General features: G+C 51.8%; 14 protein-coding genes and 1 rRNA gene. 5 read left to right on the forward strand and 10 right to left on the reverse strand.

The features are described from left to right. Nucleotides 1-163: ribosomal RNA gene (locus BLT01_RS11160) — 16S ribosomal RNA — on the reverse strand; the annotation flags it as partial. Between the two features lie 281 nt (nucleotides 164-444). Next, a complete protein-coding gene (locus BLT01_RS11165) occupies nucleotides 445-1,347 on the reverse strand; it encodes a DMT family transporter (RefSeq protein ID WP_092097859.1) in 903 nt (300 codons plus the stop codon). A gap of 129 nt (nucleotides 1,348-1,476) precedes the next feature. Here BLT01_RS11165 and BLT01_RS11170 point away from each other — a divergent pair, with 129 nt between their 5' ends. Together BLT01_RS11170 and BLT01_RS11175 are read left to right on the forward strand one after the other, a co-directional pair. Further along, complete coding sequence (locus tag BLT01_RS11170; protein WP_092097772.1) at nucleotides 1,477-2,205, forward strand: MgtC/SapB family protein; 729 nt, start codon at nucleotides 1,477-1,479, stop codon at nucleotides 2,203-2,205. Nucleotides 2,206-2,218: 13 nt separating this feature from the next. Continuing rightward, a complete protein-coding gene (locus tag BLT01_RS11175; protein WP_092097773.1) occupies nucleotides 2,219-3,220 on the forward strand; it encodes a cation diffusion facilitator family transporter in 1,002 nt (333 codons plus the stop codon). A 39-nt stretch (nucleotides 3,221-3,259) separates the two neighbouring features. Here the strand turns inward: BLT01_RS11175 and BLT01_RS11180 are convergent, their stop codons facing one another. Beyond that, on the reverse strand, nucleotides 3,260-4,429 hold the full coding sequence (locus BLT01_RS11180) for an iron-containing alcohol dehydrogenase (RefSeq protein ID WP_092097774.1): 1,170 nt from the start codon (nucleotides 4,427-4,429) through the stop codon (nucleotides 3,260-3,262). A 123-nt stretch (nucleotides 4,430-4,552) separates the two neighbouring features. Between BLT01_RS11180 and BLT01_RS11185 the strand changes: the two genes are divergently transcribed. After that, the gene (locus tag BLT01_RS11185; RefSeq protein WP_092097775.1) at nucleotides 4,553-4,825 is read left to right on the forward strand and encodes a DUF378 domain-containing protein; all 273 of its coding nucleotides are present in this window, start codon (nucleotides 4,553-4,555) and stop codon (nucleotides 4,823-4,825) included. Nucleotides 4,826-4,868: 43 nt separating this feature from the next. On the opposite strand, the gene BLT01_RS11190 is transcribed toward BLT01_RS11185, so the two are convergent. The 3 genes from BLT01_RS11190 to pruA all read right to left on the reverse strand — a co-directional run bounded on the left by BLT01_RS11190 (nucleotide 4,869) and on the right by pruA (nucleotide 9,034). Continuing rightward, complete coding sequence (locus BLT01_RS11190; RefSeq protein WP_092097776.1) at nucleotides 4,869-6,113, reverse strand: Glu/Leu/Phe/Val family dehydrogenase; 1,245 nt, start codon at nucleotides 6,111-6,113, stop codon at nucleotides 4,869-4,871. 102 nt (nucleotides 6,114-6,215) lie between these two features. Further along, on the reverse strand, nucleotides 6,216-7,409 hold the full coding sequence (locus tag BLT01_RS11195; protein ID WP_092097777.1) for an ornithine--oxo-acid transaminase: 1,194 nt from the start codon (nucleotides 7,407-7,409) through the stop codon (nucleotides 6,216-6,218). A gap of 80 nt (nucleotides 7,410-7,489) precedes the next feature. Beyond that, nucleotides 7,490-9,034, reverse strand: a complete 1,545-nt coding sequence (pruA, locus tag BLT01_RS11200; protein WP_092097778.1) for an L-glutamate gamma-semialdehyde dehydrogenase — start codon at nucleotides 9,032-9,034, stop codon at nucleotides 7,490-7,492. Nucleotides 9,035-9,176: 142 nt separating this feature from the next. On the opposite strand from pruA, the gene BLT01_RS11205 reads away from it, so the two are divergent. Continuing rightward, nucleotides 9,177-10,490, forward strand: coding sequence for a sigma 54-interacting transcriptional regulator (locus BLT01_RS11205; RefSeq protein ID WP_092097779.1), 1,314 nt, complete (start codon nucleotides 9,177-9,179; stop codon nucleotides 10,488-10,490). 78 nt (nucleotides 10,491-10,568) lie between these two features. On the opposite strand, the gene yugI is transcribed toward BLT01_RS11205, so the two are convergent. Then, on the reverse strand, nucleotides 10,569-10,940 hold the full coding sequence (gene yugI / locus BLT01_RS11210) for a S1 domain-containing post-transcriptional regulator GSP13 (RefSeq protein WP_092097780.1): 372 nt from the start codon (nucleotides 10,938-10,940) through the stop codon (nucleotides 10,569-10,571). Nucleotides 10,941-11,035: 95 nt separating this feature from the next. Then, nucleotides 11,036-12,964 carry a hypothetical protein gene (locus BLT01_RS11215; protein WP_143020591.1) on the reverse strand — a complete coding sequence of 643 codons (1,929 nt, stop codon included), beginning with the start codon at nucleotides 12,962-12,964 and terminating at the stop codon, nucleotides 11,036-11,038. Between the two features lie 305 nt (nucleotides 12,965-13,269). Here BLT01_RS11215 and BLT01_RS11220 point away from each other — a divergent pair, with 305 nt between their 5' ends. Continuing rightward, a complete protein-coding gene (locus BLT01_RS11220) occupies nucleotides 13,270-14,598 on the forward strand; it encodes a sodium-dependent transporter (protein WP_092097782.1) in 1,329 nt (442 codons plus the stop codon). Nucleotides 14,599-14,641: 43 nt separating this feature from the next. On the opposite strand, the gene BLT01_RS11225 is transcribed toward BLT01_RS11220, so the two are convergent. Both BLT01_RS11225 and BLT01_RS11230 read right to left on the reverse strand, forming a co-directional pair. Then, entirely contained in the window at nucleotides 14,642-14,902 is a 261-nt protein-coding gene (locus tag BLT01_RS11225; RefSeq protein WP_092097783.1) for a DUF1871 family protein, read from the reverse strand. Between the two features lie 116 nt (nucleotides 14,903-15,018). After that, entirely contained in the window at nucleotides 15,019-15,231 is a 213-nt protein-coding gene (locus BLT01_RS11230; protein ID WP_092097784.1) for a hypothetical protein, read from the reverse strand. Nucleotides 15,232-15,262: the final 31 nt, after the last annotated feature.

Below are 15,262 nucleotides of genomic sequence, written 5' to 3' on the forward strand. Positions count from 1 at the left end.
CCGGTTTCCCGGAGTTATCCCGATCTTACAGGCAGGTTGCCCACGTGTTACTCACCCGTCCGCCGCTGAATCAGGGGAGCAAGCTCCCCGTCATCCGCTCGACTTGCATGTATTAGGCACGCCGCCAGCGTTCGTCCTGAGCCAGGATCAAACTCTCCATAAGAGAGTATGAGTAAGCTCATACTTTAAAGCTGGCATATCAAGTGATATGTCCGATATCATTTGTTCCGTTCTCGCCCGACGGGGTCGGGGATCGGGAACTCATTTCATCAGCGTTTTGCTGTTCAGTTTTCAAGGTTCATCGCGCCGGCCGCGTACAACTCCCGGCTGTTTGGCGACTTTTCTATCTTAACACCCTCTCTGAGTAGTGTCAAGAAGTTTTTTCGGCCGTTGGGCCCGCCCCTTAAGGACAAGAACTACTATACATCATGGAGCCGGCGGAAATCAACCCCCTTTTCCAAGAAAGAGTTTTCTGATTTTCCGCCCGTCCAATACAAACAATGTGATTCCGGCCAAAACAATAAGTCCGCCTGCGATTTGCGTCGGAATCAGGGCTTCGTTGAAGATGTAATACGCCAGCACTGCTGCCCCTACAGGCTCAAACAGGATGGCGATCGATATGACATTCGTACTTACATAGCGGAGCGACCAATTAAACAGCGTATGGCCGAACAGGTTGGGCAGGATGGCGAGCATCGCGAACCAAAACCAGTCCGTCGCCGGGTATGGGCCGAACTTCTCCCCTACAGCAATCACATAGATGAAAATCGCTACAGTGCTGACGCTGTAAACGATGAACGTATAGGTAATGAGGGAAATCCTCTGCCTGACGTCCTGACCGAACAACAGATAACCGGTGATGAGTGCGCAGGCAGCCAGCGCCAGCATGTCACCGAAAAAGGCTTCCCCGCCGAGCCGGAAATCTCCCCAGCTGATGAGGACACTCCCCCCGATTGCAATCAGTCCCGACAGGATGATCTTTGCTGAAAGCTTCTCTTTAAAGAAAAGATAAGTACCCGCGAAAGCAAAGATCGGCTGAAGGGTCACAAGGACCGTTGAGCTTGCCACCGATGTGTAATTCAGCGATTCAAACCATAGAATAAAATGAAACGCCAAAAACACACCTGCAATCACCGAAAAAATCCAGTCTCTTCTCGAAATGAGCTTTACTTCATGCCTGTACTTAAGTAAAAAGGCCGGTGCCATGACAAGAACCGAAAACAGCATCCGGTAAAATGCGGTTACTCCCGCATCCGCAGAGACCAACTTAACGAAAATGGCCGAGAAAGCCAGGGTAATGACGCCGATCATGATCGGTATGTACGGATGGATTGATGGTTTGTCCACTTTGTGCATCTTCTCTCTTGTTTATAATGTCTCTTCCGGCGTTTCGCGGCGGTCCAGGAAGTGAATACAGATTATAGCCTAACAGAATTGGCTCCGTCTGCCCATAGCCGACCGAAAAGGGGGAATCATATGGACTACTTGCTCGGTTCACCTCTATTGGAGACCGGTGTCTTCTTCAAACTGGGCTTTTCAGGGCTGCTCAGCCTGGTCATCGGCATTGAACGGGAGCTAAAGCGAAAACCGGTCGGACTCAAAACGAGCGTCGTCATCGCAACGTTCAGTTGCCTCCTGACCATTATTTCAATTGAGACCGCCTACTCCACACCCGCTCGCCACGACATCAATATTACAATGGACCCGCTACGGCTGGCTGCACAGATTGTCAGCGGCATCGGTTTTCTCGGTGCAGGCGTCATCCTGAAACGGGACAACGACAATATCACCGGCCTGACAACCGCTGCGATGATCTGGGGAGCCGCCGGCATCGGAATTGCCGTAGGAGCAGGCTTCTACATCGAAGCGGCAGTGGCCGTCGCCATTGTCATGATCGGAGTGGAGTTCCTCCCTCCGCTCATGAATATCGTGGGACCGAAAAGACTGCGGGTCAAAGAATATACGCTCGTCACGGTAGTCACCGGGATGGAAAACATCGATCAGTTGATCTGTTGCTTGCACGAACACAGCGCCGATGCGGAAAATGTCCGTATGAAGATGATGAAAGATGAAGGATTCCCGGAGAACTCCCACGAAGTGGAGCTGAGACTTTCCGTGCAGCCGAAAGTGAACTCTTCCGAAATCTATAGTTGGCTGCATGAGCTGAATTATATCCAGACCGCAGAACTGATCGCAACACAATAACCGGAGGTGCACAATGAACGATTTTTGGAAACTTCTGAAGCAGGGCAACAAGCCTTCTCTGCTTGCAGCCATCGTAAACACATTTATCGCCATAATGAAAGGCGCAGGTTTTCTATTCACCGGAAATGTGGCACTCTTTGCCGAGACCATGCATTCATTCGGCGATGCGGCCAACCAGTACTTTGTCTACATCGGTTCGGCGCTCTCGAAGAAAGCACCGACTCCGCGCTTTCCAAACGGGTTTGGCAGGATTGTCAACCTGGTATGCCTGTTTGCCGTTGTCATCGTCGGCATCATGGCCTATGAGACGGTCAAAGAAGGCTGGCATCATATCTTCCACCCGGGAGAATCCACCGGTTTCTGGATCAGTTTCAGCATTCTCCTGATCGCGACACTTCTTGAGTTCTTCGTCCTCTATAAGGCAGGCAAAGAAATCCTGCACGATGCCGGCATCCAAGGCGGACCGCTCGCCCCGGTCATAACCAGCTTCGCTAATCTGAAATATGCGCGCCCTGCGACAAAACTGGTCTTTATGGAAGATACCGTTGCGACGGCCGGCGGTCTTCTTGCCCTCATTGCTGTTGTACTGGCGAAGCTTTTCGGACTTGACTGGACCGAAGGTGTCGCATCCATTCTGATCGGCGCCATGATGTTCTATGTGGTCGGCATCATCTTCCTTGAAAACGCACGTGGGGCAATCGGAGAAACGGATGAGGAGATGTTGAACCACATCGCCTATCTTTTGGCGGAAGATAAAGATGTACGGGACCTTCAGAAAGTCGAAGTGATCAAAGAAGGCGAATCCTTGCACGTGGAGATTGTTGCTGAAGTCGACAAAACACTCTCTTTTGAAAAGGTGGATGACATCCGTGACCGGCTTCTCGATCTGATCGCAAGCCAGAAAAATGTGGCAGATGTCACCATCTCCTTTGATGAGGATGACGGGATAAAAACTTGGAAACGTGACGGGCTTGGTGTTCGGCCGACACGGGAAGATTTAAAAAAACTACATTAAACATAAAGATGCCGGGTCCATGGACCCGGCATCTTTATGTTACAGGCTGTTATTCAGGATGGTTTCAACCTCTTCCTTTTCTAAGGAGGCGAATTGGCCAACCGGAGTGCCGGAATATGATTTTTCAGCCATCAGGACAATGTTCGTATCGTCGATTCCATAGTCGGCCAGACGCTCCGGCGCACCGAGGGACGTCCAGAATCTGCGGAGCCGGCTGACGCCTTCCAACGCAGTTTCCTCGGTTGTCTTTCCTTCAGGTTCGACGCCGAACACATTGACCGCCAATTGGGCAAAACGCTCCGGACGGGTTCCTTTGAGGATATTGTAGGTCATCCATTCCGGGAAGAGAATTGCCAATCCGCCTGCATGAGGAATATCGTAGATGGCAGAAACCGCATGCTCGATATTATGCGTTCCCCAGTCCCCTCTGTAGCCCATCTCCAGAAACTTGTTCAATGCGATGGTTCCCGCAAACATAATCGTCCCGCGGTGTTCTGTGTTTCCCAGATCTTCCATCAACTTCGGTGCCGTGCGGATAATGGCTCTCAGCACACCTTCACACATTTCATCCTGTACCGGTGTGTTGACCGCATTGTTGAAATATTGTTCAAAAATATGGGACATCATATCCACAATCCCGTAGACAGTCTGATCCTTCGGCACACTGGCCGTATAGGACGGATCCAGAATAGAGAATTTCGGGAAATTCAGCGGGCCGCCCCAGCCATACTTTTCTTGTGTCTCTTCATTCGTGATGACCGATCCTGCGTTCATCTCGGAACCTGTCGCAGCAAGCGTCAGGACGACACCGATCGGCAATGCCTCTTCGGCGATGGCTTTTCGGGTGACAAGATCCCATGCATCGCCGTCGTATTTCGCTGCGCTCGCAATCAGTTTAGAGCAGTCGATGACCGATCCCCCGCCTACAGCAAGCACGATGTCAATCCCCTGCTCTTTGCAAATGGCAGCGCCTTTCTCGGCAGTTGTCACGCGGGGGTTCGGGTCAACACCCGACAATTCGTGGACCTCGGCACCGATTTCTCCGAGCACTCGCATCACATCGTCGTAGACGCCATTGCGCTTGATGCTGCCCCCACCGTAGACGAGCAACACTTTCTTGCCGTACTGGGAAAGTTCCTTTTTCAGCGTTTCGATCTGGCCTTCCCCGAAAATCAGCTTTGTCGGGTTTTGGAAAGTGAATGAGTTCATTTGTTCGCCTCCTCACCTATATTTTCGCATGAATAACCGCTGTTTTCCATTGTTCTGTCACCTATCGGACGCATAAACCTTGTATTTCGCGTCCATCCTATTGGATGAGGAGGTGGTTCCATCATGGAAACTTTCCGTAGAATCGCTCTTGCCCTCACCATCATCGGGGCCCTCAACTGGGGTCTGGAAGCGCTGATGGGATTTGACGTCGTCGCCGATCTGGCTGGCGGCAGGGATACCCTGATTGCCCGGCTGATCTATGGGATCATTGCACTTGCAGGCATTGTGAGTCTCGGCTACCTGTTCAGGGATGAGCCGGCGCGGCATCAGCGGATTGAGCAGGACGAGTACGAATGGCAGACACGTCCGCCGACAGGAATGATGGAAGAGAAATAAAAAAGGACCGTCCCCTAGCCGGGGACGGTCCTGTCTTGTTACCTCACGCCCAGCCGCGGAAACGGGCAGCTTCAGCGGTTCTGCGGATGCCGACCATGTATGCAGCGAGACGCATATCAATGTTTCGGGATTTTGCAGTATTGTAGACATTTTCAAATGCCTCGGTCATCTTCTGATAAAGCTTATCGTGGATTTCTTCCTCTGTCCAGTAGTAGCCTTGGTTGTTCTGCACCCACTCGAAGTAGGAGACTGTGACGCCGCCTGCGCTTGCAAGAACGTCCGGTACGAGGAAGATGCCGCGTTCCGTCATGATTTTTGTAGCTTCGGAAGTGGAAGCCCCGTTGGCCGCTTCAACGACAATTTTAGCCTTGATGTCGTGAGCATTGCCCTCATGCAATTGATTTTCGAGTGCTGCAGGAACGAGGATATCGCAGTCGAGCTTGAACATTTCATCGTTTGTGATTGTGTCCTCAAACAGAGTCGTCACCGTACCGAAGCTGTCGCGGCGGTCCAGAAGATAGTCGATATCCAGGCCATCCGGGTTGTGAAGTGCTCCGTACGCATCCGAAATCGCAATGACTTTTGCGCCGGCGTCGTGGAGGAACTTGGACAGGTAGCTTCCGGCATTGCCGAAGCCCTGGATGATGACACGTGCGCCTTCGACTTCAATGCCGATACGCTTCGCCGCTTCACGGATCGAGATGATGACGCCCTCTGCAGTTGCACGGTCACGGCCCTGCGAACCGCCGAGTACGATCGGCTTGCCCGTGATGAACCCTGGGGAGTTGAACTCGTCAATGCGGCTGTACTCGTCCATCATCCATGCCATGATCTGTGCGTTGGTCATGACGTCGGGTGCAGGGATGTCCTTTGCAGGCCCCATGATCTGGCTGAGCGCGCGGACATATCCGCGGCTCAGGCGTTCGAGTTCGCCCATGGACATTTCGCGGGGATCGCAGATGATGCCGCCCTTGCCTCCGCCATATGGAAGGTCGACGATGCCGGCTTTCATTGTCATCCACATCGACAGCGCACGGACTTCATCCGCCGTCACGCCCGGGTGGAAACGCACGCCGCCTTTTGTCGGGCCGACTGCGTCGTTGTGCTGTGCACGGTAACCCGTAAAGACTTTGACTTTTCCATCATCCATTCGGATCGGAATCCGGACTTCGGTCATGCGGATCGGCTCTTTCAGCAGCTCGTACATGCCCTCATCATAGCCCAATTTATCCAGCGCTTCATGAATTACTTTTTGTGTGGAGGTAACAAGATTTGTGTTCTCGCTCATGGTATTGATTCGCCTCTTTAAATCATATTAGGATGCTCGGCAACATTGTAACATAAATCAACGGTTCAGTGTCGACTCAAGTTTACGTTTATGCATAACAGATCAAGCCGCAAATACTTCACGAATTTTGCCGAGTGCCCAGTCAAGCTCTTCTTTGGAAATGACGAGCGGTGGAGCAAAACGGATGACCGTATCATGCGTTTCCTTGCAGAGAAGGCCGAGCTCTTTCAGTTTCTCGCAGTAAGGACGCGCTTCGGTATGCAGTTCGACACCGATGAAGAGCCCGCGTCCGCGCACTTCCTTGATGTCTGTGTTGTCGATTTTGCGCAGTTCGGCCATAAAGTATTCGCCGAGTTCGAGCGCCTTGTCCGCCAGGTTCTCTTCCTCAAGCACCTCGATGGATGCGATCGACACCGCGCAGGCCATCGGATTCCCGCCGAATGTGGAACCATGGGATCCCGGATTGAACACACCAAGGACCTCCTTGTCTGCAGCCACACAGGAAATCGGGAACACCCCGCCCCCGAGCGCTTTTCCGAGGATATACATATCCGGGTCTACATCTTCCCATTCACATGCGAACATTTTGCCTGTCCGTGCAAGACCGGCCTGGATTTCGTCCGCGATAAACAGAACATTGTTTTCCCGGCAGAATTCGCGTGCTTCTTTCAGGAACCCTTCCTTCGGAATGATGATGCCCGCTTCGCCCTGGATCGGCTCGAGGATGATGGCGGCAGTATTTTCATTGACAGCGTCTTTCAGGGCTTCAAGATCGCCATAATCGATATGGACGATGCCCGGAAGCATTGGGCCGAAACCGCGCTGATATTCAGGATCGGATGACATCGATACAGCAGTCATCGTACGGCCGTGGAAGTTGCCGTTGCAGACGATGACTTCCGCCTTGCCTTCTTCGACACCCTTTACATCATAGGCCCAGCGGCGGGCCGCCTTGAAAGCAGTCTCGACCGCTTCCGCCCCCGTATTCATCGGCAGGACCATTCCTTTGCCGGTGAGGCTGCTGACTTTTTCATACCAAGGAGCCAGCTGGTCATTGTGGAAAGCACGTGACGTCAGCGTCACTTTGTCTGCCTGATCTTTCAGCGCCTGGATGATTTTCGGGTGGCGGTGACCCTGGTTTACTGCGGAATAGGCGGAAAGCATATCCATATACTCATTTCCTTCAGGATCCTTTACCCATACCCCTTTTGCTTCTGAAATGACGATCGGCAGCGGATTGTAGTTTTTCGCCCCATACTTGTCCGTCTGTTCAATGATCTGCTGTGTTTTTGTCATCCTTCTCATCCTCCCTCATGTAAAAGGCGGACTGAATGGTCCGCCTTAAATCATTAACCACTATCAATCTTTTTCGGCAATCAGTGCATTTCCGAAACGGTCTTCGCCTGCATATGCAATGCCAGGTAGTCAGGTCCGCCTGCTTTGGAGTCGGTTCCGGACATGTTGAAACCTCCGAATGGCTGGTAGCCGACCACTGCAGCCGTGCAGCCACGGTTGAAGTAAAGGTTTCCGACATGGAAATCTTCACGCGCTTTTTCAAGGTGGAAACGGTTATTGGAGATGACCGCTCCCGTCAGACCGTAGTCAGTGTTGTTTGCGATGTCAATTGCTTCATCGAAGTCTTTCGCCTTTGCAAATGCAACAACAGGGCCGAAGATTTCTTCCTTCATGATGCGCGCTTCCGAATCGACATCTGCAAAGATCGTCGGATTGACGAAGTACCCCTTGGAGTCGTCACCCGTGCCGCCGAGAACAAGACGACCTTCTTGCTTGCCGATCTCCACATATTCGAGAATCTTGTCATAGGAAGCTTTGTCGATGACCGGTCCCATGAAGTTGTTGTAGTCTTCCGGGTTGCCGACAGTAAGTTCTTTTGTCAGCTCTGTCACGCGGTCAAGCACTTGGTCATAGACGTCTTCCACGATGACTGCGCGCGAGCATGCCGAACACTTCTGTCCGCTGAAGCCGAATGCGGATTTAACGATCGACTGTGCAGCCAATTCGAGGTCCGCATCATTGTCAACGACGATCGTGTCCTTGCCGCCCATCTCAGCAATGACGCGCTTGAGCCAGATCTGGCCTTCCTGGACTTTCGCCGCACGCTCGAAGATGCGCACACCAACATCACGGGAGCCTGTGAAGCTGATGAAGCGAGTTTTCGGATGATCAACGAGGTAGTCACCGATATCACGGCTGGATCCCGGCACAAAGTTGATGACACCTGCAGGGAGGCCTGCCTGCTCCATAAGCTCAACAAACTTATAAGCGATCACGGACGTATTGGATGCCGGCTTCAGGAGAACCGTGTTCCCAGTAACCGCAGCGGCAACCGCTGTGCCCGCCATGATGGCGAATGCAAAGTTCCAAGGCGAGATGACAACGCCGACTCCAAGCGGGATATAGCTGAAGCGGTTGTCTTCACCAGGACGCTGTGCGACGGGTACGCCGTCTTTCATCGCAATCATCTGTCGTCCGTAGTATTCGAGGAAGTCGATTCCTTCAGCCACGTCAGCATCCGCTTCCGGCCAAGGCTTGCCTGCTTCCTTGGAAAGAAGTGCCGAAAGTTCGAATTTGCGGCGGCGTGCGATTGCTGCTGCACGGAAAAGGATGTCCGCACGGACTTCGGGCTTCACCTTGCGCCAAGTCTCAAAAGTCTCTTGTGCGACTTGCATGGCCTTTTCGGCGTGTTCTTGTGTTGCCTTAGATACATATCCGATGATTTCTTCCCGGTTGGAAGGGTTGAAGTTTTCCATTTTGTCTTCGGTGTAGATGCGTTCTCCCCCGATGACAAGCGGAATTTCCTGACCCAGGTACTCCTTGACTATGCTGAACCCTTGCTCATATGCACGTCGGTTCTCCTCGTTCGAAAAATCCGTAAGTGGCTCGTGTTTGTAAGGAATCAATTGAACTCCTCCTCCATTTGATGTTCGAGATGCTAAAAAAATTTGCTCTCATTTCGTTTCACACTTATAATAATGCAAAAGATCATTGCGAATTTCAAGTCTAAATCTCTGAAAAACGCAAAAAACTAATTTGAGGTGGACCATGGCTACCCAAAATGACGCGCTTTGGCCCTTCTACAAATTCGCCGTGGAGCATGCCGCACTGGGCATCCACGCCGTCGACATGAATGGAAGGACCGTCATCTACAATGAGAAAATGAAGCAAATCGAAGGGCTCGATCTGGACGAACTGACAGATCGGAGCGTGCTGGATATGTTCCGGTTCGGCCAGGAAGAGAGCACGCTCATGAAAGTCATCCGGAGCGGGGATCCCGTCCGGAATGTCAAACAGACCTATTGGAATCGGAACGGGCAGGAAATCACCACCGTGAATGACACGTATCCGGTTTTCGGCCAGGAGGGAATGGTCGGCGCGGTTGAACTGGCACGGGACGTGACCGCGCTGGAGAAGTTCGTCCATCAGCCGCTCCGCACCTATGATGAGACCGTTACGTTTGCTTCCATCACGGCGGAAAGCGATGCGATGAAATCGGTGATCGCAACAGCCAAAAAAGCGGCCGATGCTCAACTTCCGGTTTTATTGACAGGGGAAACAGGCACCGGGAAGGATCTTCTGGCAGGGGCGATGCACAATGGATCGTCACATGCGGGAAGCCCATACTATACCCTGTTCTGCCCGGGTCTCGACTCGGCCGATATTCACCGGACGATGAAGGCAATCAGGAAGGAAGAGAACTGCACCGTGTTCTGTGACCGGCTCGACCTGATGCCGCTTAAGCTGCAGGAAGAACTGCTTAAGGAACTCGAAGCGCTTGGTGAGGATTCCAGACAGTACATTGCAAGCATCGGAGGAGACGCATTCGATCTGATTGCAAATGGGTCCCTATTGAAAGGCCTCTACTACTTTTTCTCGTCTATCACCATCTATATCCCACCGCTCAGAAAGCGGATGGATGACCTGTGGCCATTCATCGATGAATTTCTGGATCGCCACCGCCAGCGTTTCGGTTCCGCGGTTAAAGAGCTTTCTCCTGCAGTCCGGGAAACATTCGATTCTTATACATGGCCTGGCAACCTGAAGGAAGTCGAACTGCTTCTTGAAGAAATCACTTCTCTCCTGACGACGGAAACCGAGATCACCCAAGATCTGCTGCCCCACCATTTCAAGCTGAAGGTGCAGGAGGAGTTCTCCCCTGCCAAGAGGCCCCAGGATTTTGTTCTGAGTGAAGGACAGGAGTTTCTTCCGTTGGATACTTATTTGCACGAAGCTGAAGAATATTATCTGTCGAAAGTGATGAATGTATTCGAAGGAAATGTCACAAAAGCAGCGCAGGCACTTGGCATGAGCCGCCAAAACCTCCAGTACCATCTGAAAAAAATCCGGAACGGCCAATGAGCGGCAGGCTGTGCCCGTTCGGAAAATAAAAAAGCAAGGAATCCGCCGGCTGCTGCCGGTCAGGCTTCCTTGCTTTTCTTATTGTCCGGACTGCCGGATCCAGTCCTGGAGCTTATCGCGGAGCGTATTGAACCCGTCAGGCTCACGCTCATCGATCCGGTCCTGGAGAGACTTTCTCGGTCGGTCTTCCCGGCGTGTCTGCGGGCGTTCCTGAAGTGCGCGGAGCGAAAGGCTGATCTTGCCGGCCTCCTCATCGATATCCAACACTTTAACGTTCACTTCATCCCCGACCGTCAGATAATCATTGACATCCTTTACATAACCATATGTGATTTCCGAGATGTGAACGAGGCCTTGCGTATCCTTGTCCAGGGCGATAAATGCCCCGTATGGCTGGATGCCGGCGACCTTGCCGGTGACCACATCTCCTGTTTGATAGTTGCTTGCCATAAAAACCGCTCCCAATCGATTTAATTTACGAATCTGCCATTTGGCCATTGTAAATTATACCATACGAAAGGTTTTACGGCAAAAAGGGGGCCGGATCATTGGGTGTCTTGATCGTCGATAAGCCAGAGTCCGTCAGGGGTGTATGTCAACCAGATTTTGTGCTCTTTTGTAGGCCCGAAGTAAACATAGACAGGTGCGCGTATTCCGGTTTCATGGTGCTCAATTGCGGAAATTTGGTAGTCGACGGATCCGCCTTCCAAAACGCGTGTAGTCCCTTCTTCCGCCAGCCTTGCCACAACATCTGGGTTTCCTTCTGCAGATAGCATGGCCATCATCTCCTCGTCTTGCCGATCGGCGGCGAAAAGCGCCAGGAGTACAATCATCACCTGTGTTTCCCCTTCAAGAATAGAGCGATCTCCCCCTTCCGTAAGGTCCCGGTACAAGGTTTCTGCCCGCACCGTATATTCCGAATCCGGCAGGTATGCGCTTTGAATAATTTCATGATCGGGTTCTCGCTCCACACCGTCACGGGCACTCATCAGAGCGTATTGGTAATCTTCCGGCGTCAGGACATTATAGGAAGCCGAACGTTTCCATCCGGTTTGTTCCATTTCACGAACGACCGGGCTCATCAACGTTCCCGATGGGGTCCCGGAATTCGAGGCGATCCGCTTCCATATCGCCCTTCGTTCGGGAACCACTGTCCCATCGTCTCCAAAGACCCGGCCTGTGCCTCCCCCAAAAACAAATTCCCTAAAATGATAGACCGCCGTTGCCTCAGGCATCGTCCATTGATCGCCGGTCTCCCTGGCAACAGCAAACTCTTCCAGTCCGTGCAACGCTTCGGCAATTATTTCGGGTGACAACTCCAAGGAATTCAGTGCAGGTTCCAAAGTTTCTTCAAGTGCCGCCAATCTGGCAACAGACTGCTCCAGCTTTTCAGCATCCTCACCCAGTTTCGGTATTTCCCCCGGCACCGGATAAACTTGGTCGTCAAATGTCCATACTTCGCCCGTAAGCCCGTATCCTTCCTTTTCCATCAGCCGGACAGCATGCCGGAGCGGGTTCGGATAGTCATCGGCATTGCCGAAGAACTTTGCAGCATCAAATTTCCCTTCCCTGACCGCATCTTTAAGAATATCCTGATGCTCCATGAAGCGGGTGGAAAAAATCATCGACAGTTCATTTTTCCGGTTTTTGAATCTCTCCAAAAATATCCGGCTTCCGGCTTTGTCATCGGTGAGCGGCCGGTCGCGGAGATTTTTGATCATCTCAGAGGGCAGGCCGAATACACTCATCTGTTCACTGACAGCCTGCTCCACCTCTTTTTTCTCCGGCGCATTCCCTTGCTTTATGTCGAGTTTAAATTCGGAGATCAGCCGATCAAATTCATATTGCGCTTCATCGATTGTAAAAAAACCTTGCATCTCCATATCCGTCGCGCCAACCTTTTCCTGAAACCGCGCTTTTTCTTCATCAAACTGCAACTCCAGTTTCTTGATATATGCACCATCAGCAGGTGCAGCCCACACGGGGAAGATAAATGCCGCAGCAATCAGGAGTACGACTGCGCCAAGAAGCCCTGCTCCTGCCGCCCACAACCGTTTTCCCTGAGGTGCGTCCGTAACTTGTTCACCCAAGACAGACGTTGCCGGCTGTTCTGGCGTGGATTCCGGATACGGTATCCGGCCGTACGCTCGCCGGAGCAATGTAAACTGGCGGGCAAGATCACGATTCGGATCAGTTTCCAAAAGCATTCGTGAGCCCTTTTCCGCCTTAGATAACGCCTCACTGGCGGTGATCCTGCAAATGGAACCTGCCTCTTCGGGTTTGAAATCATGCAAATTCATTAGGACAAACGGCAATCTGATCCCGGCGGGAAGCCCGCGGATCTCCTGGTGCAGAAGTTCATCTTCTTCAAACCGGAAAAGGTGATCAGGTTCTTCTCCGCCCTGATTTTCTTCAATCATTCCAGCGGCAGTTCGGAACAGAAGGATCGCGGGGTCCCTCTCCTCTTTCTGCACTACCAGTCCTTCTTGTATTGCCCTCTCCGCAATTTCCCCAACCTTCTCATACGGCACACCTGCCTGGTGAAGAAATTGCCGGACTCTGTTCTTGAGAAATTCCGGTATCTCGGCCTCTCCCGGAAATAGCGTGGAACTTTTTTCTTCTTCCCCCATTTCACACACCCTTTTCTTTTCTCTTCCTTTATAATACCAAATTCCATTAATCCTCCTGTTTCTTTTTTAATTAGATAAAAGGAAGGACTTCTTTTTTGGACAACATGTTGTACAATGAGGGAATCAGTTTTCGGAGGGATCATCTATTTATGTCAAATCGAGAAAATTGGACTTCTAAAATCGGATTCATCCTGGCAGCAGCCGGCAGTGCCATAGGGCTCGGCGCCATCTGGAAGTTTCCGTATATGGCCGGCACAAATGGCGGCAGCATATTTATCTTGCTGTTCATCCTCAGCACCATATTGATCGGTCTTCCGATTCTCATAGGAGAATTTCTGATTGGCCGGCGCGGACAAGCTGATGTGGTAACGGCTTTCCGTCGGCTGGCCCCCGGAACAGCCTGGCCGATTTTCGGTTTCCTCGGCTTTATCCTTTCCATCATTGTGCTGTCCTTTTACAGCGTAGTCGGCGGCTGGATCCTTTCCTATCTTGTCCGTTCAGCCGCCTATCTTTTTGGAGGCGGTACCCCTCATGATTTCGGCGCTCTGTTTGAGTCAATCATCGCCCGGCCGGGAGAAGCACTTCTTGCACAGGCTGTCTTCATGTTCCTGACCATCTGGATTGTGTCACGCGGAATCCAGGGTGGCATCGAGCGCGCCAGCAAGTGGATGATGCCGATGCTATTTATCTTCTTTATCATCCTGGCGATCCGCTCGCTTACCCTGGACGGAGCAATGGAAGGAATCCGCTTCATGTTCGTCCCGGACTTTTCTTATTTGAATGGCGAGACGGCTCTGCTGGCACTCGGACAAGCGTTCTTCTCGCTGAGCGTCGGTATCGGCAGCATGATCACCTATGCCTCCTATTTGCCGAAAGATGAAAATCTGGTGAAGTCCGGTTGGAGTGTGACGCTCCTGAATATCGTCATCTCCATTCTGGCGGGCCTGGTGATCTTCCCTGCCGTCTTCGCTTTTGGTGCCTCGCCTGCCGAAGGACCGGGACTCGTTTTCGTCATCCTTCCGGCCATCTTCGAATCGATGCCGTTCGGCTTCCTGTTCATGCTTCTGTTCTTTGTCCTGATGCTGTTCGCAACACTTACATCCAGTATCGCCATGCTTGAGATCACCGTTTCGATCGGCATCCGCAACAAGTATGAAAAACGCAAAGGAGCTGCTTTCCTTTTCGGAGTGATTGTCTTTCTTGTCGGTATACCAAGCGCGCTGTCATTCGGAATTCTCTCTGACACAAAGGTGTTCGGCCTGACATTCTTTGATCTGGCAGACACCATCGTCTCCAAATTCGGTATGCCGATCGGAGCATTCCTTATCGCCCTGTTTGCGGGTTACTATTTGTCCCGCGAGATCACCGAGGAAGAACTGGGCGGACCCGGGTTCCAGGCTTCTGCCTGGCGTATCCTCGTGCGGTATGTCTGCCCGCTCGCCATCATATTGATTTTCATCTCGACCATATGGGGATAACTGATACCATTAAAAAAAACCGCCAAATTGGCGGTTTTTTCATTTACAGCGGACATCCTGCCCCATATTTGAGAGCAATCAGTTTATAGGAAATGTCCATGCAGGCCTCGTGAGGGATCCAAAGTTCATAGGATTGTTCATAGATCAGGCGGATCCGCTTCGCTAGTTCAGAAGGATGGACGGCGTCATGAAGAGCTATGATCACATCGGCAATCTCAGTCTCGTATGCACCGGGCCCGTGATTGAACGGGTCCCACCGATTGAGAAGATCCGCCGCAAAATGATTGATTTCGATGGTATCCAACAGTACTCACCTTTTTTTCAGTTCTCTCACTCATTAATAGCTATAATAGCACAGCTATAAAAAAAAGAAAGAAGGAAATCCTCTGAGAAAACCGGCAAACCCAAAAACAGCCGGCCTCACTGGGAGGGCGGCTGTTTCGCATTCCGTTCGGCCAAGATGCGCTGCTCGAGTTCACGTGTCGCTTCTTCCTGTTGAGCCGACTTTTTTCTGATCCAGCGAAAAGCCAGATAACACAGGAATAAGCAGACGAGCAATGCTCCAACTGCCGGGATATATAGGGTCTTGTCTTCCGGAAAATAGAGGAACGGCATGAGAAGAACCGCTTCCATGATGATTCACTTCCTTGATGTGGATTCCGGG

Origin of the sequence: Bhargavaea beijingensis, assembly GCF_900101985.1 — a bacterium.
In the GTDB taxonomy this organism is placed as follows: domain Bacteria; phylum Bacillota; class Bacilli; order Bacillales_A; family Planococcaceae; genus Bhargavaea; species Bhargavaea beijingensis.

Bases quoted from the DNA above. Each gene is read 5' to 3' on its own strand.
- BLT01_RS11190 (WP_092097776.1), bottom strand. From the start codon at position 6,113: ATGAGCGAGAACACAAATCTTGTTACCTCCACACAAAAAGTAATTCAT.
- BLT01_RS11205 (WP_092097779.1), top strand. From the start codon at position 9,177: ATGGCTACCCAAAATGACGCGCTTTGGCCCTTCTACAAATTCGCCGTG.
- BLT01_RS11220 (WP_092097782.1), top strand. From the start codon at position 13,270: ATGTCAAATCGAGAAAATTGGACTTCTAAAATCGGATTCATCCTGGCA.
- BLT01_RS11180 (WP_092097774.1), bottom strand. From the start codon at position 4,429: ATGAACTCATTCACTTTCCAAAACCCGACAAAGCTGATTTTCGGGGAA.
- BLT01_RS11195 (WP_092097777.1), bottom strand. From the start codon at position 7,409: ATGACAAAAACACAGCAGATCATTGAACAGACGGACAAGTATGGGGCG.
- BLT01_RS11170 (WP_092097772.1), top strand. From the start codon at position 1,477: ATGGACTACTTGCTCGGTTCACCTCTATTGGAGACCGGTGTCTTCTTC.
- yugI (WP_092097780.1), bottom strand. From the start codon at position 10,940: ATGGCAAGCAACTATCAAACAGGAGATGTGGTCACCGGCAAGGTCGCC.
- BLT01_RS11230 (WP_092097784.1), bottom strand. From the start codon at position 15,231: ATGGAAGCGGTTCTTCTCATGCCGTTCCTCTATTTTCCGGAAGACAAG.
- BLT01_RS11185 (WP_092097775.1), top strand. From the start codon at position 4,553: ATGGAAACTTTCCGTAGAATCGCTCTTGCCCTCACCATCATCGGGGCC.
- BLT01_RS11175 (WP_092097773.1), top strand. From the start codon at position 2,219: ATGAACGATTTTTGGAAACTTCTGAAGCAGGGCAACAAGCCTTCTCTG.